The sequence below is a fragment of the Streptomyces iakyrus genome (assembly GCF_000717055.1).
Classification (GTDB): Bacteria; Actinomycetota; Actinomycetes; order Streptomycetales; family Streptomycetaceae; genus Streptomyces; species Streptomyces iakyrus.
Window position 1 is genome coordinate 55,183 of record NZ_JNXI01000035.1, and the last position, 22,880, is coordinate 78,062.

The 22,880-nt window shown below is 71.5% G+C and carries 16 protein-coding genes; 13 read left to right on the plus strand and 3 right to left on the minus strand.

All coding sequences use genetic code 11. From position 1 onward, the window contains the following. Window positions 1–46: 46 nt before the first annotated feature. From OO68_RS38185 to OO68_RS43315, 3 genes are all read left to right on the plus strand, one after another. On the plus strand, window positions 47–2,083 hold the full coding sequence (locus OO68_RS38185) for an SPFH domain-containing protein (protein ID WP_033314025.1): 2,037 nt from the start codon (window positions 47–49) through the stop codon (window positions 2,081–2,083). A gap of 79 nt (window positions 2,084–2,162) precedes the next feature. Further along, window positions 2,163–7,058 (plus strand): DNA repair ATPase, encoded by a 4,896-nt coding sequence (locus tag OO68_RS38190; protein ID WP_033314026.1) that lies wholly within the window; start codon window positions 2,163–2,165, stop codon window positions 7,056–7,058. An 88-nt stretch (window positions 7,059–7,146) separates the two neighbouring features. Then, entirely contained in the window at window positions 7,147–7,644 is a 498-nt protein-coding gene (locus OO68_RS43315) for a hypothetical protein (RefSeq protein ID WP_157852817.1), read from the plus strand. A gap of 4 nt (window positions 7,645–7,648) precedes the next feature. Here the strand turns inward: OO68_RS43315 and OO68_RS38200 are convergent, their stop codons facing one another. Both OO68_RS38200 and OO68_RS38205 read right to left on the minus strand, forming a co-directional pair. Next, the gene (locus OO68_RS38200) at window positions 7,649–8,872 is read right to left on the minus strand and encodes a cation:proton antiporter (RefSeq protein WP_033314027.1); all 1,224 of its coding nucleotides are present in this window, start codon (window positions 8,870–8,872) and stop codon (window positions 7,649–7,651) included. A gap of 164 nt (window positions 8,873–9,036) precedes the next feature. After that, window positions 9,037–9,558: a hypothetical protein gene (locus OO68_RS38205; RefSeq protein ID WP_033314028.1), complete on the minus strand. Its 522-nt coding sequence runs from the start codon at window positions 9,556–9,558 to the stop codon at window positions 9,037–9,039. Between the two features lie 415 nt (window positions 9,559–9,973). Between OO68_RS38205 and OO68_RS38210 the strand changes: the two genes are divergently transcribed. The 3 genes from OO68_RS38210 (at window position 9,974) to OO68_RS38220 (ending at window position 12,546) form a co-directional block, all read left to right on the plus strand. Then, a complete protein-coding gene (locus OO68_RS38210; RefSeq protein ID WP_033314029.1) occupies window positions 9,974–11,074 on the plus strand; it encodes a PP2C family protein-serine/threonine phosphatase in 1,101 nt (366 codons plus the stop codon). 34 nt (window positions 11,075–11,108) lie between these two features. Further along, window positions 11,109–11,645 (plus strand): MarR family winged helix-turn-helix transcriptional regulator, encoded by a 537-nt coding sequence (locus OO68_RS38215; protein ID WP_033314031.1) that lies wholly within the window; start codon window positions 11,109–11,111, stop codon window positions 11,643–11,645. Window positions 11,646–11,886: 241 nt separating this feature from the next. Beyond that, entirely contained in the window at window positions 11,887–12,546 is a 660-nt protein-coding gene (locus OO68_RS38220; protein WP_033314075.1) for a hypothetical protein, read from the plus strand. Between the two features lie 916 nt (window positions 12,547–13,462). Here OO68_RS38220 and OO68_RS38225 read toward each other — a convergent pair. Continuing rightward, window positions 13,463–13,900 (minus strand): hypothetical protein, encoded by a 438-nt coding sequence (locus OO68_RS38225; RefSeq protein WP_003974483.1) that lies wholly within the window; start codon window positions 13,898–13,900, stop codon window positions 13,463–13,465. Window positions 13,901–14,409: 509 nt separating this feature from the next. Between OO68_RS38225 and hemL the strand changes: the two genes are divergently transcribed. The 7 genes from hemL to ccsB all read left to right on the plus strand — a co-directional run bounded on the left by hemL (window position 14,410) and on the right by ccsB (window position 22,871). After that, window positions 14,410–15,726 carry a glutamate-1-semialdehyde 2,1-aminomutase gene (hemL, locus tag OO68_RS38230; RefSeq protein ID WP_033314033.1) on the plus strand — a complete coding sequence of 439 codons (1,317 nt, stop codon included), beginning with the start codon at window positions 14,410–14,412 and terminating at the stop codon, window positions 15,724–15,726. Next, window positions 15,723–16,412, plus strand: coding sequence for a histidine phosphatase family protein (locus tag OO68_RS38235; RefSeq protein ID WP_033314034.1), 690 nt, complete (start codon window positions 15,723–15,725; stop codon window positions 16,410–16,412). The genes hemL and OO68_RS38235 overlap by 4 nt, the downstream gene beginning before the upstream one ends. An 834-nt stretch (window positions 16,413–17,246) precedes the next feature. Next, window positions 17,247–18,545 carry a polysaccharide deacetylase family protein gene (locus tag OO68_RS38240; RefSeq protein ID WP_033314035.1) on the plus strand — a complete coding sequence of 433 codons (1,299 nt, stop codon included), beginning with the start codon at window positions 17,247–17,249 and terminating at the stop codon, window positions 18,543–18,545. Between the two features lie 66 nt (window positions 18,546–18,611). Further along, window positions 18,612–19,259, plus strand: a complete 648-nt coding sequence (locus OO68_RS38245) for a TlpA family protein disulfide reductase (protein WP_033314036.1) — start codon at window positions 18,612–18,614, stop codon at window positions 19,257–19,259. Between the two features lie 13 nt (window positions 19,260–19,272). Next, window positions 19,273–20,046 (plus strand): cytochrome c biogenesis CcdA family protein, encoded by a 774-nt coding sequence (locus tag OO68_RS38250; RefSeq protein WP_033314037.1) that lies wholly within the window; start codon window positions 19,273–19,275, stop codon window positions 20,044–20,046. Between the two features lie 3 nt (window positions 20,047–20,049). Further along, window positions 20,050–21,795, plus strand: a complete 1,746-nt coding sequence (resB, locus tag OO68_RS38255; RefSeq protein ID WP_033314038.1) for a cytochrome c biogenesis protein ResB — start codon at window positions 20,050–20,052, stop codon at window positions 21,793–21,795. Next, complete coding sequence (gene ccsB / locus OO68_RS38260; RefSeq protein WP_033314039.1) at window positions 21,792–22,871, plus strand: c-type cytochrome biogenesis protein CcsB; 1,080 nt, start codon at window positions 21,792–21,794, stop codon at window positions 22,869–22,871. Before resB ends, ccsB begins: the two co-directional genes overlap by 4 nt. The last annotated feature ends 9 nt before the right edge of the window (window positions 22,872–22,880 follow it).

Consider the following 22,880-nt stretch of genomic DNA (forward strand, 5'->3'; position numbering starts at 1 on the left):
CCGACCTCTCACGCTTCGACTCCTTCACGCCTCAAGGACGTATGCCATGAATGCCATCCTCCTGGGCGTCGGCGTGCTCATCGCCGTCACCCTGCTCGCCCTGCTGCTCGTCTCGCGGCTGTTCCGCAAGGTGGAACAGGGCAAGGCGCTGATCGTCTCCAAGCTGCGGAAGGTCGACGTGACCTTCACCGGGCAGGTCGTGCTGCCCGTGCTGCACAAGGCCGAGGTGATGGACATCTCGGTGAAGGCCATCGAGATCACCCGGACCGGCAAGGACGGCCTGATCTGCCAGGACAACATCCGGGCCGACATCCGGATCACGTTCTTCGTCAAGGTCAACAAGACGGTCGAGGACGTCATCAAGGTCGCGCAGGCCGTCGGCACCGCGCGGGCCAGCGACCGGGACACGCTGCAGGAACTGTTCCACGCGAAGTTCTCCGAGGCGCTGAAGACCGTCGGCAAGCAGCTGGACTTCACCGACCTGTACACCAAGCGCGAGGAGCTGCGGTACCGGATCATCGAGGTCATCGGCGTCGACCTCAACGGTTACCACCTGGAGGACGCCGCGATCGACTACCTGGAGCAGACGCCGGTCTCCCAGCTCGACCCGGCCAACGTCCTCGACGCCCAGGGCATCCGCAAGATCACCGAGTTGACGGCCGTGGAGCACGTGCGCACCAACGAGTTCCAGCGGCACGAGGAGAAGGAGATCACCCGGCAGAACGTCGACGCCCGCGAGGCCATCCTGGAGCTGGAGCGCCGGCAGGCGGATGCGGAGATCAAGCAGAAGCGCGAGATCGCGACCGTACGGGCCCGGGAAGAGGCCGAGACGGCGCGGGTGGTGGAGGAGGAGCGGCTGCGGGCCCAGGGCGCCTTCCTGGCCACCGAGGAGAAGCTCGGCGTGCAGCGCGAGAACCAGGCCCGCGAGATCGCCGTCGCCGCGAAGAACCGCGAGCGGGTCATCGCCGTCGAGAGCGAGCGCATCGAGAAGGACCGGCTCCTCGAAGTCATCGGCCGGGAACGGGAGACGCAGCTGACCCGGATCGCCGCCGAGAAGGAGGTCGAGGCGGAGAAGCGGGACATCGCCGAGGTCATCCGCGAGCGTGTCGCCGTGGACCGGACGGTCGCCGAGCAGGAGGAGTCCATCAAGAAGCTGCGGGCCGTGGAGGAGGCGGAGCGGCAGCGGCAGGCCGTGATCATCGCCGCCGAGGCCGAGGCGCAGGAGAAGCTGGTCAAGGACATCAAGGCCGCCGAGGCCGCCGAACAGGCCGCCACGCACCGTGCGTCCGAGGAACTGACCCTGGCCGAGGCCCGGTTGAAGACGGCCGACCTCGACGCGCGGGCCAAGGTCCGCCTCGCCGAGGGCATCCAGGCCGAGGCGGCCGCCGAGGGGCTCGCCGCCGTCCAGGTCCGCGACAAGGAAGCCGACGTCACCGAGAAGGCCGGCCGCGCGGAAGCCGCCGCCACCGAGGCCCGGCTGCGGGCCGAGGCGGAAGGCGCGCAGGCCCAGGCCCTCGCGGACGCCGCGGCCATCGGCGAGAAGCTCAAGGCCGAGGCCGAGGGACTGACCCAGAAGGCCGCCGCCATGGCCGCCCTCGACGACGCCTCGCGCGGCCACGAGGAGTACCGGCTGCGCATCCAGGCGGACAAGGAGATCCGCCTCGCCGGACTCGACGTGCAGCGGCAGGTCGCCGAGGCGCAGGCGACGGTGCTCGCCACCGGGCTGGAGAACGCCGACATCAACATCGTCGGCGGCGAGTCGGTCTTCTTCGACCGGCTGATGTCCTCGATCGCGCTCGGCAAGAGCGTCGACGGGTTCGTCCAGCACTCCGAGACCGCGCAGGCCCTGGCCCGGCCCTGGCTGGACGGCACCTCCAGCTTCACCGACGACCTGGGCCGCATCCTCGGCTCGGTCTCCACGGCCGACGTGCAGAACCTGACCGTCTCGGCCCTGCTGATGAAGCTGATGAAGACCGGCGGGACCGACGCGGGGCAGCTCCAGCGGCTGCTCGACCGGGCCGGCGAGCTGGGCCTGGCGGACAAGCCGCTCACCGCCCTGAACGGCAGCGCCGTCCACGCCTGACCCGCTCTCCCGGTCCGCAGCCGCCGCACAGGGGACGGCGGCTGCGGACCGGGTCCCCCGACATCCTGAGAGGCATGCCATGACGACCGCCCCGCACACCGGCACGTACGACCCCGTGGACGCGGGCGCGTACGAGGTGCTGCGCGACCGCCTCACCGCGCAGGCCGCCGAACTCGCCCGCCGCGCCGAGGCGCTCAACGCCCGCCGGAGCGAGGAGTTCGGCTCGACGAGGCTCGAGATCGCCGGCAGCGAGCGACTGCGCACGGAGCACGCCGCGGTGCCCCGGGACGTCGTCGCGGTGGGCGAGGTGCTGCTGTTCGGCCGCAACGGAGTCCCGAGCCGGGAGGCGGACACCCGCGTCGGCGACGTCCTGGCCCTGTACGACCGCGACCTGGAACGGCTGCCCGACGACGCCGTCCCCGGACTGCTCGACGACCCCGCGTTCCTGCGGGAGTTCGCCGCGCTGCACCGCTACTACCGACAGGCCCGCCTGCTCCGGCTGCGGCGCGTCACGGGCAAGCTGCTCGCCGTGTTCCGCACCGGCGAGAAGGCGGACGACACGCGGGTGCTGCGCTGGGCCCTGTCCGACGACGGACAGGCCAGGTTCCTCGACGCGCGGGGTGAGCGCGACCACGTCCTCCCGCCGTCCCACGACGTCGAATGGACCGACAGCACGCGTGAGGACCATGTCCTCGGACGGCACCCTCATGTCTCCGTGCGCGGCGAGGTGTTCGTCTCCACCGTCGGTGGCGTGCTGACCGTCAAGGCCGACGACGACACCGAAGTGGCGGAGGGCGTCTACACCGAGCCCGTCGACGAGCCGTTGCAGTCCCTGGCGGACGCGGACATCGCGCACGCACGCGTGGGTCCTCTGATCCTGCTGCGCGTCCGCCCCTACAAGGAGGACACCGACCGCCACCTGGTGTTCAACACCCTCACCGGGACCGTCGTCCGCCTCGACGCCGTCGGCCGGGCGTGCCGCCGCCTGCCCGAGGACCAGGGGATCGTCTTCCCGGGCGGCTACCACCTGGCCACCGGCATCCACAAGACGTACGAACTCGACACGGCGGGCATGGAGTTCGAGCGGGAGATCCGCTCGCCCAACGGCGAGGACGTGCTCTACGCCTTCCACGGGCGCGCGGAGGGCCGCACCCTCCTCCTGCCGTACAACACGATCCGCAAGGAGATGGCAGCCCCCCTGACCTGCCAGGGCTGGGCGCTCTTCGACGACGGCGTGCTCGTCGTCCTGCGGGCCGGCACCGGCGAACCGCAGCGCGTCCACCCCGTGCAGCTGTGGAACTCCCCGTACGTCTCGGACACCCACGCCGCCGCCCAGCCGGCCGGCAGCGGCCCCCTGGCACGCGTCGGCAACGCCGACCTGGTGCGCGGCATCTCCGACTGCCTCTCCATCACCGGAGCCGTCGCCGACACGACTCCCACGCGCGAGGTGTACGAGGCGCTGCTGGCCGCCTGCGCCCGGACGGCGGACACCCATCACTGGCTGGCCGATCCCGACCTGGGCGACCTGCACACCCCGCTGGCCCAGCTGCGCGACACGGCCCGACAGGTCCTGGCCGAGTTCGAGACCGTCCAGGCCCTCACCCAGCAGGCCGAGGACGCGCTCGCCGAAGCCGCCGCGCGGGTCGCCGAGGTCGTACGCAGGCTGCGGGGCGAGGCCCCACGCGGCGCGGCGGACTGGGTGACCGGCCTGACCGAACTGCGCCGCGCGCAGGGCCATCTGCTCACCCTCAAGGACATGCGGTACGCCGACACCGCCCGTATCGACGAACTCGCCGCCACCACCGCGTCCGACCTCGCCGCCTTCGGCCGGCGCGCCGTGGCGCACCTCGCCCGCGAGGACGCCTTCGCCGACCACCACGCGGACGTCGAGCGGCTCGTCGCCGATGCCGGGGAGATCGCCACCGTGGCCGAGGCGGCGCCCGTCGCCGCCCGCATGGACGAACTCGCCGACGGGCTGCGCACGGTGACCGAGGTCGTCGCCGGCCTCGACATCGCCGACGCCACCGTCCGCACCGCGATCCTGGAGCGTGTCACCACCGTCCTCGGAGGCGTCAACCGCGCCCGCGCCGCTCTCGACGGCCGACGCCGCGAACTCCTCGACCGAGAGGGAAGAGCCGAGTTCGCCGCCGAGTTCGCCCTGCTCGGCCAGTCCGTCACCGGCGCGCTCACCGCCGCCGACAGCCCCGAGGCATGCGACGAGCAACTCGCCCGACTGCTGGTGCAGGTGGAGAACCTGGAGTCCCGGTTCGCCGAGTTCGACGACTTCCTCGCGACCCTCGCCGACAAGCGCGACGAGATCCACGAGACGTTCTCCGCCCGCAGGCAGACCCTCGCCGACGCCCGCGCCCGGCGCGCCGAGCGCCTGGCCGAGTCGGCGGCCCGCGTCCTCGGGGCCGTCGCCCGCCGGGCCGCCGCCCTGCCGGACGCGGACGCCGTCACCACGTACTTCACCTCCGACCCGATGCCCGCCAAGGTCCGCCGCGTCGCCGGCGAACTGCGCGACCTGGGCGACCAGGTCAGGGCGGAGGAGCTGGACGGCCGCCTCAAGGCCGCCCGCCAGGACGCCCTGCGCGCCCTGCGCGACCGCACCGACCTCTACGCCGACGGCGGCCGCACGATCCGCTTCGGCGCCCACCGCTTCGCCGTGACCACCCAGCCTCTCGACCTCACCCTCGTCCCGCACGGCGACACCCTCGCCTTCGCCCTGACCGGCACCGACTACCGCTCCCCGGTCACCGACCCCGGCTTCACCGCCACCCGCCCGTACTGGGACCGTCCCCTGCCCTCGGAGTCACCCGAGGTCTACCGCGCCGAGCACCTCGCCGCCCGCCTGCTGGACGAGCACGGCCCCGAGGCCCTCGCGGCGGCCGACCTGCGCGCCCTGGTGCGGCAGGCCGCCGAGACGGCGTACGACGAGGGCTACGAACGGGGGGTGCACGACCACGACGCGACCGCGATCCTCACCGCGCTGCTGCGCCTGCACGAGGGCGCCGGTCCGCTGCGCCACGAACCGGCTGCCCGCGCCACCGCCCAGCTGTTCTGGGCGCACGGCACGACGGCCGAGGAGCGGCAGGACTGGACGCGGCGAGCGGTGTCCCTCGCCCGGGCCCGTGACACGTTCGGCCTGACGCCCGCGATCGCGGACCTGCGGCGGGAGCTGGCGGACGTCGCGGGCGGAGAAGCGGCGGCCGCCTACCTCTTCGAGGAACTGACCAGCGGCCCGCCCGGCTTCGTCATCAGCGCCTCCACCCGCACCCTGCTCGACAAGTTCCGCCGCACCGTGGGCACCTCGGCCTACGACGACGACCTCACCGCCCTCACCGACCCGGCAGCCCGCCGGCAACTCGTCGAGGCGTGGCTGACGGCCTACGCATCCGCCACCGGCACCGACCTCCCCCCGGGCGACCTCGCCGAGGCGGTGGCCGCCGAGCTCTGCCCCGGCCTGACCCGCTACGAGTCCGACGCACCGCTCACCGAGACCGTCACGGGCCTCCTCGGCGTCCACCCCCGCATCACGGATCGCGCCCTCACGCTCCGGATCGACGAACTCCTCGCCCGCACCCGGCGGTTCCGCACCCAGGACGCCCCCGGCCACCGCGCCTACCAGCACCGTCGGACAGCCCTGGTGGACGCCGAACGGACCCGTCTGCGCCTGGACGACCACCGGCCCCGCGTGATGCCGGCGTTCGTACGCGGCAGGCTCATCGACGAGGTGTACCTTCCGCTGATCGGCGACAGCCTCGCCCGGCAGCTCGGCACCACGGGCGAGTCCAAGCGCACCGACTCCGGCGGCCTTCTCCTGCTCCTCTCCCCGCCCGGCTACGGTAAGACGACCCTCATGGAGTACGTCGCCGACCGGCTCGGGATGATCCTCGTGAAGGTCGACGGCCCGGCACTCGGCCACACCGTCACCTCGCTCGACCCCGCCGACGCCCCGAACGCCACCGCCCGCCAGGAGGTCGAGAAGATCAACTTCGCGCTGGCGGCGGGCAACAACACCCTGCTCTACCTCGACGACATCCAGCACACCTCGCCCGAGCTGCTCCAGAAGTTCATCCCGCTCTGCGACGCCACCCGCCGCATCGACGGGGTGCGGGACGGCGCACCGCGCACCTACGACCTGCGCGGCAAACGCTTCGCCGTCTGCATGGCCGGCAACCCCTACACCGAGTCCGGCAGCCGCTTCCAGGTGCCCGACATGCTCGCCAACCGCGCCGACGTGTGGAACCTCGGCGACGTCCTGACCGGCAAGGACGACGTCTTCGCGCTGTCCTTCATCGAGAACGCCCTCACCGCCAACCCGGTCCTCGCCCCGCTCGCCGGCCGCGACCGCGCCGACCTCGACCAGCTCATCCGCCTGGCCCAGGGCGACCCGACGGCTCGCGCGGGCCGCCTGACGCATCCCTACGCCCCCGCGGAGCTGGAACGGATCCTGGCCGTACTGCGCCACCTGCTGACCGCCCGGGAGACGGTGCTGGCCGTGAACGCGGCGTACATCGCCTCAGCGGCCCAGTCGGACACGACCCGCACGGAACCGCCCTTCCGGCTCCAGGGCTCCTACCGCACCATGAACAAGATCGCCCAGCGCGTCCAGCCCGTCATGAACGACCTCGAACTCGCCGCGCTGATCGAGGACCAGTACCGGGCCGAGGCGCAGACCCTCACGACGGGTGCCGAAGCCAATCTCCTCAAGCTGGCCGAACTGCGCGGCACTCTCACCGCCGAGCAGTCGGCCCGCTGGACCGAGCTGAAGGCGGCCCACGTCCGAGCCCAGTCGCTCGGCGGCCCCGAGGACGACCAACTCGCCCGGGCCGTCGCCGCCCTCGGTCTCCTGGCCGACCGGATCGCGGCCGTCGAGACGGCGATCAACCGGGCGGGCGACCCGCGACACCTGGTCACGAACCCCACGGCCCGGCACGCCGCACGGCCGGTGCCGGGCGGTGGCGGGGGCTGAGGTGCGGCATCCGCACGCGCCCCCGAGCGAGCCCGGGGCCCGGGCCGTCCGACGACGGGCCCGCACGGCCGCGGCTGCCACGGCCCTGGTGACGGCCCTTCCTCTCGCACTCGGCGCCCTCTCCGAGGGCAGCCTCCTGGTCACGGCACCGGCCCTGGTGGCCGGCTTGACCGCGCTGGTGCTCCTGCCGGACCTGTGCCAGGAGCGTCCCCCGGCACGTCATGCGCGGACCCGGTCGACCGCACGCACTCCGACCGGCCGACGCAGCGTCGATCTGACCCGGGTCACCTCCGTCCGGTTGTGGACGACGTTCTCGCCCGGCGGCGTGCAGCAGCGCGTTCTCCTGGTGCGCGATGTGCACGGTGTACGGCTCGGGATCACCAGTGCCGCGGGAAGACGCGCCCTGCGGACAGCGCTCGCGGGGCAGCAGGGCAGGAGAGCCCGTGTGGGTCCGGCAGCCCGGGCCTGTCTCGGGGACGGTCCGGGGCGGTGGCTCGTCCGTCACACGGTGACGATGTTCCTCTCACAGGTAGCCGCCGTGTGCGGCTACCTGATCGGGTTCCTCGAAGTCAGCGGGACGGCCTGACGATTCAACGGGTGTCACGGGCGGCGGCAGGAGCCGATTCGTCGCCAGGGATGCCGGCGATGTCCTCGACCTTGAAGAGTCGGGCGATCGGTACGTCGGTGGAGCTGTGGGCGATGATCGAGAAGGCGATGCAGACGGCGATCAGGGTGAACGCCTCCTGGCCCTGGGGGATCCCGGCCTGGAGCACCAGCAGCCCGTATACGACAGAGGCGAAGCCCTTCGGGCCGAACCAGGCTGCGACGAGCTTCTCCTGCCGGGTGAACCGGGTGCCCAGCAGCGACAGCAGCAGCGAGGCCGGCCGGATCAGCACGATCGCGAGCACGACGGCGACATAGCCGCCGAAGGACAGGTCGCCGAACAACTGCGGCGTCAGCAGCGCCCCGAACACCAGCAGCGCCGCGAACTTGGCCAGCTCGGCCAGCGCCTCGCCGAGCGGCTCGAACGCCTCCTTCGCCTCCAGCGACCGTGCGGTGAGAACCGCCCCCGCGGAGAACGCGGCGAGGTAGGGGTTGGCGTGCGTGAGGTGGCACAGGGCATACAGGATGACGCCGATGGCCAGGGGCAGCAGCGGCTGGAGCTTGGGCTCGGCGCCCAGCAGCCGGAACCGTACGAGCTCGATCACCACGTAGGGCAGGACCACGCCGAAGACCAGGCCGAGGACCAGCTCCAGCGCGATCTTCCCGAGCGACGCCTCGGCGTGTCCGGACGTCGGTCCGGCCGCGGCGATGAGGACGAGGACCACCGGCAGGGCGAGCCCGTCGTTGATGCCGCTCTCCACGTTGAGCAACTGCCGCAGCTTCGAGGGGACTTCCTTGCGGCCGACGATGGCCGAGGCGAACACCGGGTCGGTGGGCGCGAGCACCGCGCCGACCAGGAAGGACGTCGTCCAGTCCAGGCCCACCAGGAAGTGCGTGATCAGCGCCATGCCGATGAACGCCAGCGGCATGCCGAGTCCGAGCGCGCGGGCCGGGTTGCGCCAGTTCTCCCGCAGCTTGGGGAAGGAGACGTGCATGCCGTCGGTGAACAGCACCGCGAACAGCGCCAGGTCGGCGGTGACGGACACGATCCCGCTGTCCGGCGTGATGTGGATCAGGCCGAGGAACCCGTCGCTGACGAGGGCGCCGCCGACGAGGAAGAGGAAGGACGTGGACAGCACGGTCCGTGCAGCGAGCCCGGACAGCAGCACCGCGATGAGCAGCGCCACCCCGAAGACCACGATGAGCACCATGACCAGAACCCCCGATCGGCGAAGAGACTTGTCCTCAGACCGCCGACCAGACTTCCCGGCACACCGCTGGGAACCTTACAGGTTCTTGACGCGGCATTGACATGTTCTTGATGCGCATCCTGGCGCGCCGTTGGTTGCCGGGTTCCGGAAGGGCGAGGGCTTCTTCACCCGATGGGGGCGGTCGGTGTCGGCGCCACGGCACTGGGCCCGGGGCCGGTCGTGGGGATGGCGTCCGGCGCCTCCTCGACCTCCTGCACGGTGCTGCCGCCCGGCCCGTCGCCCGGGGCACCCGCCGTGGTGGACAGCAGGGACCAGGCCCCGACAGCCAGGCCGATGGCTGCGACCGTCGCGATCACACGGCCGGTTCGGCGGAGCCTGGCGGGGCCGTCGAGTTCCCGCCATGCCGGACGTGGACCGTCGGGCTGCCACAGCTCACCCACGGCCTCCGTCCTGGCGTCGGCCGACGGGCGATCCGGACGCGGACGGTACGTGTTCTGCCGACGGGGATCGAGACGACGGGATGGTCGACCGGCCGCTCGTTCTTGCGCGGAGGGCTCCTTGGGGGCGGACGCGCGGATGGCCCGCTCGTCGTCCGCCAGGAACTTCAGCCAGACGTCACCGGCGCCGGGCGGCATGGCCTCCGGGTCGAGCGGCGTTCTTCGGCTGTCTGGATCTGGGGTGTTCACACCCTTTTCCTCCTGGGAGGGGTCGCGTGGTCGGAGGCCGCCGCAGCCTGTGAGGGGGCCGGCCGGCGGCCGGAGGGTTGTCCTGTGCCCGATCGGCCTTCGACCGACCCCCGGCCGCCGATAATTGCACAGTGCAAAATGTGATCGCCAGGGTTCTTGCGGGATTTTCCCGATTCACGAGTGCCCGGGTGCGTCCCGGTCAGGTCCGCCGACACGGCTGTGCGCGGCTTCTCTGTCGGTCATGGCCGGACCTTCCACGTGTCGGGAATGTCGTCTCTCGGACTCGATTGGGTAAAGACCCCCGGGCGGGGGGCCTGTCGCGGAAGCCACCTTTGCATAGTCTAAAGGTTGGGGGAGGGGCGCCTGTGGGGAAGACCGGCGGCTCTCGACAGCCGCGACATCGCAGGAGTGCCGCATGACCGACCGGAAGCCGCCGTCCAGCTGGACGCTGCTGTCCTGCATGCCGATCGTGGTGATGGCGGTGGTCGCGGTGACGGACCTCGTGGCGGGACCAAGTGTCGGCTTCCTGCCGCTGGTCTCTCTCGGACCGGCCTTCGCCGGGCTGGTCGGGGGGTGGCGCCGCACGGCCGGGTTCGGGCTCGCGGCCCTCGTGCTGTGCGTCGCGCTCGGGCTGTACGACGGGCTGTTCGACGGGCGCCGGGGCTACACCGCGCTGGCCTCCGTGGCCGGCGTCACCGGTGTGGGTGTCGCGGCCGCGGTGATGCGCTCGCACCGGGAGGCGGAGCTGGCCAGTGTGCGGTCGATCGCGGAGGTCGCCCAGCGGGTGCTGCTGCGGCCGGTGCCGTTGACTGCGGGGCCGCTGCAGGCGGCGGTTTCGTACACGTCGGCGGTCGCCGAGGCCCGGATCGGCGGGGACCTCTACGAGGTGGTGGCCTCCCCCCACGGCGTCCGGGTCATCGTCGGAGACGTCCAGGGCAAGGGCCTGGCCGCGGTGGAGACGGCGGCGGTGGTGCTGGGCGCCTTCCGGGAGGCGGCGTACGACGAGGCCGACCTGTCGGGGGTGGGCGAGCGCCTGGAGCGGAGTGTGGCCCGGGAGCTGGAGGGCGAGAAGTTCGTCACCGCGATCCTCGCCGAGATCGATACGGCTCACGAGGCGGTCTTCCTCAACTACGGGCATCCGCCCCCGATGATCGTGCGCGCGGACGGCGCGGTCGACTTTCCGCAACCGCACCTCTTCGCACTGCCGTTGGGCCTCGGGGCGCACGGAAGCGATGCCCCGAAGCCGTACCGGGTGGGCTTCGCGCCGGGCGAGCAGCTGCTGCTGTACACCGACGGCGTCACCGAGGCTCGGGACGACGAGGGCCGCTTCTATCCCGTCGACGAGCGGGCGCACCTGCTGAAGGATCCTGACGCGCACCGGGCCCTGGAGGCACTGCGGGAGGATCTCGCCCAGCACTCCGCCGGACCGCCGCACGACGACGCCGCGATGCTCCTGCTGCGCTACCACGGGCATGGCGAGGGTCATGGGGAAGGCAAATCTGTTCCCATCACGTGAGTGAGCAGGCACTTCCGCACGGTAGAAAGGACGCATGCCGGAGCGTGAGACCCCCGCGGGGACGATGGACGACGTGGATGTGGTGACCCGGTCGGTGCTGACCGCTTCCCGCCTGCTGGTGGGGGTCTCCGCGCGCTCCCTCGCCGCTGTCGAGGAACGGGTGACGCTCCCGCAGTTCAGAATGCTCGTGGTGCTGTCCACACGCGGCGCCACCAAGCTCGTCGCGCTCGCCGACCTGCTCCAGGTCGCCCCGTCCACCGCCATGCGGATGGTCGACCGGCTGATCGCCGCCGGGCTCGCCGACCGGAAGTCCAACCCCTCCAACCGCCGGGAGACGCTGCTCCAGCTCACGGAGGAAGGCCGCCGCACGGTCGCGGACGTCACCGCGCGCCGTCGCACCGCGATCGCCGAGATCGTGGAGCGGCTCACCCCGACACAGCGACTGGCCCTCATCGAGGCTCTGGCAGCCTTCAACGAAGCCGGGGGAGAGCCTCTCGCTCCGGCTCAGGACGACACGGAATCCCACCCGCTGGGGTGGGCGATGGACGTGCCCGTCGCCGGCGACGCCTGACGCGCACCCGGCCGCTCTTCTCCGCCTGCCGTCCGTTTTGCATAATGCAAGGGAATCGTGAAGGGAAAGGGAACCGGTCCCGCTGCCGGATCCCGGCAACGCGGACCCCATGTGCCTGTCCGGCGAGGGGCAGTGCGGTGCGTACCCGCGCGGACCAGGATGGCGGAGGCCGAAGCGAGGCGGAGGGGGTGGCCACATGCGGCGTGAACGGCACTCTGCCACCGGTGCGGAACCGCACCTGATGGTGCGCCTACGCAGCACAGTGTGGGGGCCGGCCGAGTTCGTCGGGCCGCCACCGCTCCGGCTGACGGTCAGGGGAATCCTGGCGGGGTGTTCGGCAGCTGTCGCGATCATCGGCAGTGCGGTCGCCGGTGCCTGGTACGGGATCCCCGGACTGGCCGCCGGCGAGGGCGGTCTGGTGTGCGCCGCCGTGCTCGTCCTGTATCTGTGCGGGGTGCGGGCAGGACGTGCGCTGATCGGCGCCGTCGCGGTGCTCGCGGTCGGCCTCGCCCTCCAGACGCCCCAGGCCGCGGCGGGTTTCGTGCTGGCCGAGCGGGGGCGCGCGGAGCCCGTGGAGGTGACCTCGGTCGAGAGTGCCTCCGTGGACGCCCCGGGCGGTCGCCGCTACCTCTGCTCGGTGATCGACCGGGACGGCGTCCCCGTCAAGGTCCGCATCTGGCGCGGTTGCGAGCGGACCACCCGGCCCGGTGACGCGATCACCGTCGTGTACGACGTGGAGGGGCGGGTGCCGCCGCGCGGTGCCGAGGGAACGGGGTCCGCCCTGGACGCCCTGAGCCGACTCGGCGGCTGGGTGGCCGGGCTTGTGTCAGCGAGTGTGGTCGCCGTCGTTCGCTCCTGCCGCCTCTCCGCTCCTGACCTAGGGAGTCGGCCAGCGCCCTGAGCCCGACCGCTGCCGCACCTCGCTTCGGTCGTTCTCGTTCGGCGGATCACGGGCCGACGTGAGCCCACACGGCGGGCGACGGAACGCCCTGTTCGTCCCGGACCCGGAGGTGACGCCTCGCCCGTCGGCCGGCCCGTTCTGGCCGGTGACATCGTGGCCTGTGCCGCCGTCGCCCCGCTGCGTCCGGGTGTTCATACGCTTTCCCGCGTCGTCACCTCTGCGGACGGCGACCGGCAGAGCAGCGCCTTCCAGTTCGAGGCCGCCGCCGGAGCCGAGCCCGCCGCCTCTTCCGTATGCGAGGGGCTGATCCTGGCGGCGCCGGACACCGAGACGACCGAACAAGGCACCGTCCTGGCGCACCGCATACGGGGAGTGCCCGCACCGTTCGTGTGCTGCGTCGAGCGCGGACGGCGCGGACGAGGGAAGGGGGGAGCGGCAGTCTGAGGCAGCCCGGTCCGGCGGGACAGCGGGCCGGACTCCGTAGCAAAATTCGCATCAGGTCAGGCTGCGTGATCGGCATTCGATGTCATCAAGCCACCCAGGCAGGCCGGTTGCCGACCGGACGGAGGCCGAGAAGGGAGGGGGCTGGCGCGGCATCCATGGGGCATGCAGCCTGTTCCGCTCGGCGTCGACCCACAGCAGGCGCCGCGTCAGAAGGGCCACATCGCGGAGGTAGAGGTAGGTCCCTAAGGCCGGCGTCTCCGCGGTCGGCCGGTTGGTGAGGTCAACCAGCCTGGTCCGTCTGACGACGCCTTCACGGACGCGGAGCCGCAGGGCGAGGGAGAGGGGCAGGGCACATCACCACCCCCAGCGAAACCAATGTGCCCTCAATGTGCCCTGGCCGCCTGACGGCCTCTCTCCGGCACGCAAAAGGGCGAGGCCCGAAGACCCCGCCCGACCCTCACGAAACCTGAGCTCAGGGCCACACCAAGCAATAAGGCTGATGCCCCGCCTCATGCAGCCGGTGGCTGAAGTCCTGCCACTCGTGCAGCAGCTGGTAGACGTTGAACGCGTCCCGGGGGCCGCCGCGGTCCGGGACCGTCGACCAGATGAACGCCGCCGCGCCCACGGCCTCCTCGCCGATGCCGCGCAGGGGGTCGACGACCGTCATGGGGAGTTTGACCACCGCGTAGTCGGGATGCAGGACGACCAGTTCCAGGGGCGGGACCTTGTGCAGGGGGACGCCCTCGATGCCCGTGAGGACCATGGCCGCCATCGTCTCGGGCTTGATCTTCGTGAACATGCCGTTCATGCCGAGCTCGTCGCCGCCGAGCTCCTCGGGGCGCATCGAGATCGGGACGCGGGCCGCGGTCGCGCCGTCGGGCGCACCGAAGTACTTGTACGTCACCCCCACCCGACCACCATTCCCGCTGCTCCCGGCCCGAAGATCGTCGACCTGCCGTTCAGTACGTCCGGCGGCCCGCTCCGGTTCACTCGGTACACCCTGTGTCTGACGCGGTTCCTGAGCGTCCTCCGCCTCGCGCCGGTGCCTTCCCCGCCGGGCACGTCGAGGACCCAGGTCATCAGTCCCCTCGCCCAGTCCGCCACCGCGATGCATATCTCCACCCGACTGCTTTTCTAGGACGCGTCGCCCCTGCCGCGCAACCCGATCATCGTGTCAGTGACCTCCCCCACGGCCGCCCGCCGAAACGTACGCCGAACCATCTGGCCGCAGGATCTCCGCAGCCTCCGACCACCCCGGGGCGTTTGAGCTGTGAGTATCAGGGTCCAGTCTCGCAGACGACGGGGACCGGGGGGCGGGTTGTCCCGTGCCCCGCCCTGCCACGCCCCTGGCCTACCCTGAACAGGTCACTGGCACCCGGAGCCCGACAGCGTCGGAGAAGGTCGGAGAAGTCGCAGGTCATGAGTGAACTGGCATATCCGTATGAAGCACCGGCCTCGCAGGCTCTTTTCGACCGCGCGGCGGCCGTCACGCCCGGCGGTGTGAACTCACCGGTGCGGGCCTTCCGAGCCGTCGGCGGCACGCCGCGGTTCATGGTGTCCGGCACCGGCCCCTATCTGACCGACGCCGACGGCAGGGAGTACGTCGACCTCGTCTGCTCCTGGGGGCCCATGATCCTCGGGCACTCCCACCCCGAGGTCATCGCCGCAGTACAGGACGCCGTCTCCCGCGGCACGTCCTTCGGCACGCCCGGTGAGGGCGAGGTCGCGCTCGCCGAGGAGATGACCGCCCGGGTCGCGCCGCTGGAGCAGGTGCGGCTCGTGTCCAGCGGGACCGAGGCGACCATGTCCGCGATCCGGCTCGCGCGCGGGTTCACGCAGCGCACCAAGGTGATCAAGTTCGCCGGGTGCTACCACGGGCACGTCGACTCGCTGCTCGCCGCGGCCGGCAGCGGTGTCGCCACCTTCGCGCTGCCCGACACCCCGGGCGTCACCGGCGCCCAGGCCGGCGACACCATCGTCCTGCCCTACAACGACCTCGACGCCGTGCGCGAGGCCTTCCGGGCCCACCCCGGCGAGATCGCCTGCGTGATCACCGAGGCCTCCCCGGGCAACATGGGCGTCGTACCGCCCGCCGAGGGCTTCAACCAGGGCCTGAAGGACATCTGCTCCGAGAACGGCGCCCTGTACATCTCCGACGAGGTCATGACCGGCTTCCGCACCAGCCGCGCCGGCTGGTTCGGCATCGACGGCGTGGTCCCGGACCTGATGACCTTCGGCAAGGTCATGGGCGGCGGCTTCCCCGCGGCGGCCTTCGGCGGGCGCGCGGACGTGATGGCCCACCTCGCCCCGGCCGGGCCCGTCTACCAGGCGGGCACCCTGTCCGGTAACCCCGTCGCCACCGCCGCCGGGCTCGCCCAGCTGCGGCTCCTCGACGACGCCGCCTACGCCAAGGTCGACGCCGTGTCGAAGGAGATCCAGGGGCTCGTCACCGAGGCCCTCACCAAGGAGGGTGTCGCGCACCGGCTGCAGACCGCCTCCAACATGTTCTCCGTGTTCTTCACCGACCGGCCCGTGCGGAACTACGAGGACGCCAGGACGCAGGAGTCCTTCCGCTTCACCGCGTTCTTCCACTCGCTGCTCGGATCCGGCGTCTACCTGCCGCCGTCCTCCTTCGAGTCCTGGTTCGTGTCCACCGCGCACGACGAGCGGGCCGTGCAGAAGATCGCCGACGCCCTTCCGGCGGCGGCCCGGGCGGCGGCGGAGGCGACGGCATGAGCGACGTGACGGACAAGGACATCACCGTCGTCCACCTCATGCGGCACGGCGAGGTCGCCAACCCGGACGGCATCCTCTACGGCCGTCTCCCCGGCTACCACCTGTCCGACCTGGGCCGCCGGATGGCCGACCGGGTCGCGGAGCACCTGTCCGGGCGCGATGTGACACACGTCGTCGCCTCGCCGCTGGAGCGGGCGCAGGAGACGGCCGAGCCGATCGCGAAGGCGCACGGGCTCGGTCTGGCCACGGACGAGCGGCTGATCGAGGCCGACAACATCTTCCAGGGCAAGACGTTCGGCGTCGGGGACGGGGCGCTGCGCAAGCCCGGCAACTGGAAGCACCTGGTCAACCCGTTCCGGCCGTCCTGGGGCGAGCCGTACGTGGACCAGGTCGTCCGCATGATGAGCGCGCTGAGCGCGGCGAAGGACAAGGCCCGCGGGCACGAGGCGGTCGTGGTCAGTCACCAGCTGCCCATCTGGATCGTCCGGTCCTACGTCGAACGCCGCCGCCTCTGGCACGACCCGCGCAGGCGCCAGTGCACGCTCGCCTCGCTGACGACCTTCACGTACCAGGGCGACCGGATCGTCTCCGTCGGCTACACCGAGCCGGCCCGCGACCTCGTCCCGGCCCACCTCCTCGCCGGCGCGAAGCCGGTGAAGGGCCAGGACAAGGCGTTCGGAGCGTAGGCGCGCGGAAGCGCGAGTCCCTGCGACCGCCCCTGCCACCCGGGTGGGCGGCCGCCCCGCGGGGCACCCGGCTCCCGACCGGACGGCGGGTACCGGCCGGAAGCGGCCGGGGGCGCGTGCGGCGTCCTGCGGGGCGTCCGTGGGTCCGTGGCTCCCGCCGGGGACCGGCGCCGGCCCGCGTGTGGGCTCGGCCGCGACCGGCCCGGTCAGTCCTGGTGCCCGGGCCTTCGAGGACCGGCGGTCGGAGGAGAGGTTCAAGGCCGTGCGCACTGCCGCGGGCGGGGCGGCGCTGGAACCGGCCCGCCCAGCCGGGGGCCGTGCGGCCGGCACCGGGTCGAGAGGGCGGGTACCGGCCGGAAGCGGCCGGGGGCGCGTGCGGCGTCCTGCGGGCGTCCGTGGGTCCGTGGCTCCGGCCAGGAACCGGCGCGGGGCCGCGCGTGGGCGACGGCGGACGGGGCCCGGTCCCGGTGTCCGGGGCCGTTGAGGGCCTGCGGCCGTTCGCGGGCGGCGGCGGGCAGTCGTGCGGGCTGCCGCGGACGGGGCGGTGCTGGAACGGGCCTGGCGGCCCGGGAGAATCACAGCCCCGGCGGACGGCTCACAGCGAGGCCTGAGCCGTCCGCCGGGGCCGGTCCTACCCGGCTCCTCAGGTCGCGGGGCCCCGCTGTTCAGCCGGTCTCCGTGGGCGTCAGCAGGAGCGTGTCCACGCTCTGTGTTCGCCCGCTTCTGCTCGCTTACGACTCCTTCGTTACGGAATCTGCGCAATTAAGCGGAACCTCCCCGTTCTTCACGTCCTCTGACTGGGTGACCAGCACGACGTGACGAATCGGGGATGCCATGCGCGCTCTCTCCCGCAGGGAAATGCTCGGACTCGGCGCGGGAGCCGCCGCCGCCGTCTCGCTCGCCGGATGCGGTGGGCTCTCGGGCTCGGACGACTCCGGCCACGCCGCCGGTTCCGGCGGCGACTCCGCGCAGGGCGGGTCGAAGCCGAAGCCGAAGCCCACCGCCCGGCCCATCGGCGACGGCTCCACCGCCCACACCGGCAAGCAGCCCCACCAGCCCGCGGGGCCCGAGCCGCTGGAACCGGGGCAGACTCCGCCGCAGTTCGTCGTGTTCTCCTGGGACGGCGCCGGCGAGGTCGGCAACGGCCTCTTCCCGCGCTTCCTGGATTTGGCCAAGGAGCACGGCGCGAGCATGACCTTCTTCCTCTCCGGGCTGTACCTGCTGCCCGAGTCAAAGAAGCGCCTGTACAACCCGCCGAACAACCCGCGCGGCGCCTCCGACATCGGTTACCTCACCGACGGGCACGTCAAGGACACGCTGGAGAACGTCCGCCGGGCGTGGCTGGAGGGCCACGAGATCGGCACCCACTTCAACGGTCACTTCTGCGGCGAGTCCCACGGCTCGGTCAAGAACTGGACGCCCCGGCAGTGGCGCAGCGAGATCGACCAGGCCAAGTCCTTCGTGAAGGAGTGGCGCACCAACACCGGCTGGACCGACCTGCCGTCGCTGCCGTTCGACTACGACAAGGAACTCGTCGGCGGCCGTACGCCCTGCCTGCTCGGCCAGGACAACCTGCTGCCCACCGCCCGCGAGCTCGGCTGGCGCTACGACGCCTCCTCGCCCGGCGGCCTCCAGGTCTGGCCGACGAAGAAGCAGGGGATCTGGGACCTGCCCCTCCAGCAGATACCTTTCCCCGGCCGCGGCTTCGAGGTCCTGTCGATGGACTACAACATGCTCGCCAACCAGTCCCTCGCGACCACGAAGGCACCCGCCCACAACTACCCGGGCTGGCGCAAGCAGTCGGCGCAGGCGTACATCCAGGGATTCAAGCGGGCATACGAGACAAACCGGGCACCCTTCTTCATCGGCAACCACTTCGAGCAGTGGAACGGCGGTATCTACATGGACGCCGTCGAGGAGGCCTTCAAGCACATCGCCCGGGAGAAGGAGAAGGGCGCGGATGTGCGTCTCGTCTCCTTCCGGCAGTTCACCGACTGGCTGGACGTGCAGAAGCCCGAGGTGCTCGACAAGCTCCGCACCCTCGGCGTCGGGCAGCAGCCGGCCGGTGGCTGGCGGGAGTTCACCGGCAAGGCCTCCACACCCAGCGCAGACGCCTCGCAGAACGCCGCCTGAAATGCGGTTTTCCGCCCGCAAGGGGGGTGGGCGAGACCCCCAGAACGGGCATGCGAAACTTTTCACATGAGTGCCGACAGCGCCCCCCAGCGTTCGAACCGCACGACCCGTGCCACCGAGCGCGCCCGCCGTGTCCGCCGCAGCGCCGCCCTGGCCGCGGGTCTCGCCGCGACCGCGCTGCTCGTCTCCGCGTGCGGCTCCGGCGGCACCTCGGGCGGGGGCGGCAACACCAACTTCGTCACCGGCACCGACGGCATCGCCACGGCCGCCAAGGGCGAGCGCACCCCCGCGCCCGACCTGTCCGGCAAGACCATCGCGGGCAAGACCCTCGACGTCGCCGACTACAAGGGCGAGGTCGTCGTCCTCAACGTGTGGGGTTCCTGGTGCAACCCCTGCCGCGCCGAGGCCAAGTACTTCGCGAAGGTCTCCAAGGCGTACGCGGGCAAGGGCGTGCAGTTCGTCGGCATCAACACCCGGGACACCTCCACCGGCGCGGCCCTCGCCTTCGAGAAGGACTGGGGCATCACCTACCCCAGCCTCTACGACCCGACCGGCAAGCTGCTGCTGCGCTTCAAGAAGGGCACGCTCAACCCGCAGGCGATCCCCTCCACGCTCATCCTCGACCGGAACGGCAAGATCGCGGCCCGGTCGCTCTCCGCGCTCAGCGAGGAACGGCTGCTGAAGATGCTCAAGCCCGTCGTCGCCGAGAAGTGAGCGGAGCAGCGACGTGAGCGCAGTCACCACGCTCGCCGCGGTGGCGGACCCCAACGGCACGGTGCTCAACGGCGCCCTGCTGGTGGCCCTGCCGATCGCGCTGCTCGGCGGACTCGTCTCCTTCTTCTCGCCGTGCGTCCTGCCGCTGGTGCCCGGCTACCTGTCCTACGTGACCGGGGTCGCCGGCACCGACCTCGCCGAGGCCCGGCGCGGCCGGATGGTCGCGGGCGCCTCCCTGTTCGTGGTCGGCTTCACCGCCGTGTTCGTCTCCGGCGGGGCGCTGTTCGGCTACTTCGGCCAGACGCTCCAGGAGCAGCAGGGGATCCTGTCCAAGGTGCTCGGCGTCCTCATGATCCTCATGGGCGTCTTCTTCATGGGCCTGATGCCCTGGCTCACCCAGCGGGAGTTCCGCTTCCACCGGCGCCCCGTGGCCGGGCTGGCCGGAGCGCCCCTGCTCGGCGCGCTGTTCGGCATCGGCTGGACGCCCTGCATCGGCCCGACCCTCGCCTCCGTGCAGGCGCTCGCCATCGACCAGGCAAGCGCCGGACGCGGTGCCGTGCTGACCATCGCGTACTGTCTGGGCCTGGGCGTGCCCTTCGTGCTCGCCGCGGTCGCCTTCCGCAAGGCTCTCGGAGCCTTCGGCTGGATCAAGCGCCACTACGTCTGGGTGATGCGGATCGGCGGCATCATGATGATCGTGACCGGTCTGCTCCTGCTGACCGGCGCGTGGGACCGCATCGTGCAGGAGATGCAGGTCTGGTCCGACGGCTTCACTGTGGGGATCTGATCGATGAGCAAGACCACCGCCTCCGACCCGGCCCCCTCCGCCGCCGAGGAACAGGAGCTGGGCGACGCCGGCTCCCAGCTGTCCACCGCCCCCAAGGAGGACGCGCCCAGCCTCCCCGCCCTGGGCGTCATCGGCTGGGCCCGCTGGTTCTGGCGGCAGCTGACCTCCATGCGGGTCGCCCTGCTGCTGCTCCTGCTGCTTTCCCTCGGCGCGATCCCCGGCTCGCTCATCCCGCAGTCCGGCCAGGACGAGACGAAGGTCGCCGACTTCCGCAAGGGCAACCCCACCCTCGGCGACCTTTACGACAAGCTCGGCCTGTTCCACGTCTACAGCTCGGTGTGGTTCTCCGCGATCTACATCCTGCTGTTCGTCTCCCTCATCGGCTGCATCGTGCCCCGCACCTGGCAGTTCGTCGGCCAGCTGCGCGGCCTGCCGCCCGGCGCGCCCCGGCGGCTGACCCGGCTGCCCGCGCACACCACCTGGCGCACCACGGCCGAACCCGAGCAGGTCCACCAGGCCGCCCTGGCCCTGCTGAAGAAGCGCCGCTTCCGCACCCACCTCACCGGGGACGCCGTCGCCGCCGAGAAGGGCTACCTGCGCGAGCTGGGCAACCTCGTCTTCCACATCGCCCTCATCGTGATGCTGACCGCCTTCGCCTGGGGCCAGCTGTACAAGTCCGAGGGCAACAAACTGGTCGTCGAGGGCGACGGCTTCTCCAACACCCTCACCCAGTACGACGACTTCAAGTCCGGCAACCTCTTCACGTCCGACGACCTGGTGCCGTTCAGCTTCAACCTGAAGAAGTTCACCGGCACCTACGAGCGCACCGGCCCCAACAAGGGCACCCCGCGCGTCTACAAGGCCGACATCACCTACAGCTCGGGCGCCTACGGCAAGGACGAGAACGACACCGTCGAGGTCAACCACCCGCTGGAGATCGGCGACTCCAAGGTCTACCTCGTCAGCCACGGCTACGCGCCGGTCATCACCGTCCGCGACGCCAAGGGCAAGGTCGTCTTCGACGACGCCGTACCGCTGCTGCCGCTGGACGCCAACGTCACCTCCTCCGGCGTCGTCAAGGTCCTCGACGGCTACCGCAACGCCCAGGGCAAGAAGGAGCAGCTCGGCTTCAACGCCTTCTTCGTGCCGACCTTCGGCGGCTCCGCCAGCGGCACGATGCTGTCCCAGTTCCCGGCGCTGGACAATCCGCTGCTCGCGCTGTCCGCCTACCACGGCGACCTCGGGGCCGACTCGGGCATCCCGCAGAGCGTGTACCAGATGGACCGCACCAACATGAAGGAGTTCAAGGACTCCCAGGGCAAGCTGTTCAAGAAGCTGCTGAAGCCCGGCGAGACCATGAAGCTCCCGAACGGCGCCGGTTCGGTCACCTTCGGCAAGGACATCAAGGAGTGGGCCGGCTTCCAGGTCGTCCAGCAGCCCGGCAGCGGCTGGGCCCTCGCCGGTGCCCTCGCCGCGATCGGCGGCCTCGCCGCCTCCCTGTTCATCCAGCGCCGCCGCGTCTGGGTGCGTGCGGTCAAGGGCGCCGACGGCGTCACCGTCGTCGAGATGGCCGGCCTCGGCCGCAGTGAGTCCGCCAAGGTCCCCGAGGAACTGGGCCACCTCGCCGGCGACCTCTACGAGCAGGCCCCGGGTGCCCCCGGCCCGGACGACCCCGCAGATTCCCCCGACCCCGATCAGGAGCCGGGTACCGAACCCCCCGTACCTGCCGAAGGGGCTGAGAAGCAGTGACTCTCGCCGCCGCCACCAACGAAAACCTCGCGCAGATCAGCAACGTGCTGATCTACTCCGCGATGGCCGTCTACACCCTGGCCTTTTTCGCGTACATCGCCGAATGGCTCTTCGGCAGCCGCAGCAAGGTCGCCCGGACCGCCGCCGCGCTCACCACCAAGCCGGACGCCAAGAAGGCCCCGGCCGTCACCGTGAACCAGGCCGGCGGCACCGCCGTGCTGGAGCGGCCGAAGGTCACCGTGCGGGCCGCGGCCGGCCGGCGCGACGTGCCGGACGGCCCCGGGGCGCACGGCGGGGACGAGCAGGGCGACCTGTACGGCCGGATCGCCATCTCCCTGACGGTGCTCGCCTTCCTGGTCGAGTTCGCCGGTGTCCTCACCCGCGCCCTGTCCGTGGAGCGCGCCCCGTGGGGCAACATGTACGAGTTCAACATCACGTTCTCCACGGTCGCGGTCGGCGTGTACCTCGGACTGCTGGCGCTGAAGAAGAACGTGCGCTGGCTCGGCCTGTTCCTGATCACCTCGGTCCTGCTCGACCTGGGCCTGGCGGTCACGGTCCTCTACACCGCCAGCGACCAGCTGGTCCCGGCCCTGCACTCGTACTGGCTGTACATCCACGTCTCGACGGCGATCTTCTGCGGCGCGGTCTTCTACGTCGGCGCGGTCGGCACGATCCTGTACCTGTTCAAGGACTCCTACGAGAGCAAGCTCGCGAGCGGCGGCACGCCCGGCACCTTCGCGACCTCCGTCCTGGAGCGGCTGCCCTCCGCCGCCTCCCTCGACAAGTTCTCCTACCGCGTCAACGCGGCCGTCTTCCCGCTGTGGACGTTCACGATCATCGCGGGCGCCATCTGGGCCGGCGACGCCTGGGGCCGCTACTGGGGATGGGACCCCAAGGAGACCTGGTCCTTCATCACCTGGGTCGCCTACGCCGGCTACCTGCACGCCCGCGCCACCGCCGGCTGGAAGGGCCGCAAGGCCGCCTACCTGGCCCTCATCGCCTTCGGCTGCTGGCTGTTCAACTACTACGGCGTGAACATCTTCGTCTCCGGCAAGCACTCCTACGCGGGCGTGTAGGCACCGCCG

Bases quoted from the DNA above. Each gene is read 5' to 3' on its own strand.
- OO68_RS38185 (WP_033314025.1), top strand. From the start codon at position 47: ATGAATGCCATCCTCCTGGGCGTCGGCGTGCTCATCGCCGTCACCCTG.
- OO68_RS38190 (WP_033314026.1), top strand. From the start codon at position 2,163: ATGACGACCGCCCCGCACACCGGCACGTACGACCCCGTGGACGCGGGC.
- OO68_RS38200 (WP_033314027.1), bottom strand. From the start codon at position 8,872: ATGGTGCTCATCGTGGTCTTCGGGGTGGCGCTGCTCATCGCGGTGCTG.
- OO68_RS38210 (WP_033314029.1), top strand. From the start codon at position 9,974: ATGACCGACCGGAAGCCGCCGTCCAGCTGGACGCTGCTGTCCTGCATG.
- OO68_RS38215 (WP_033314031.1), top strand. From the start codon at position 11,109: ATGCCGGAGCGTGAGACCCCCGCGGGGACGATGGACGACGTGGATGTG.
- OO68_RS38220 (WP_033314075.1), top strand. From the start codon at position 11,887: ATGGTGCGCCTACGCAGCACAGTGTGGGGGCCGGCCGAGTTCGTCGGG.
- hemL (WP_033314033.1), top strand. From the start codon at position 14,410: ATGAGTGAACTGGCATATCCGTATGAAGCACCGGCCTCGCAGGCTCTT.
- OO68_RS38235 (WP_033314034.1), top strand. From the start codon at position 15,723: ATGAGCGACGTGACGGACAAGGACATCACCGTCGTCCACCTCATGCGG.
- OO68_RS38240 (WP_033314035.1), top strand. From the start codon at position 17,247: ATGCGCGCTCTCTCCCGCAGGGAAATGCTCGGACTCGGCGCGGGAGCC.
- OO68_RS38245 (WP_033314036.1), top strand. From the start codon at position 18,612: ATGAGTGCCGACAGCGCCCCCCAGCGTTCGAACCGCACGACCCGTGCC.
- resB (WP_033314038.1), top strand. From the start codon at position 20,050: ATGAGCAAGACCACCGCCTCCGACCCGGCCCCCTCCGCCGCCGAGGAA.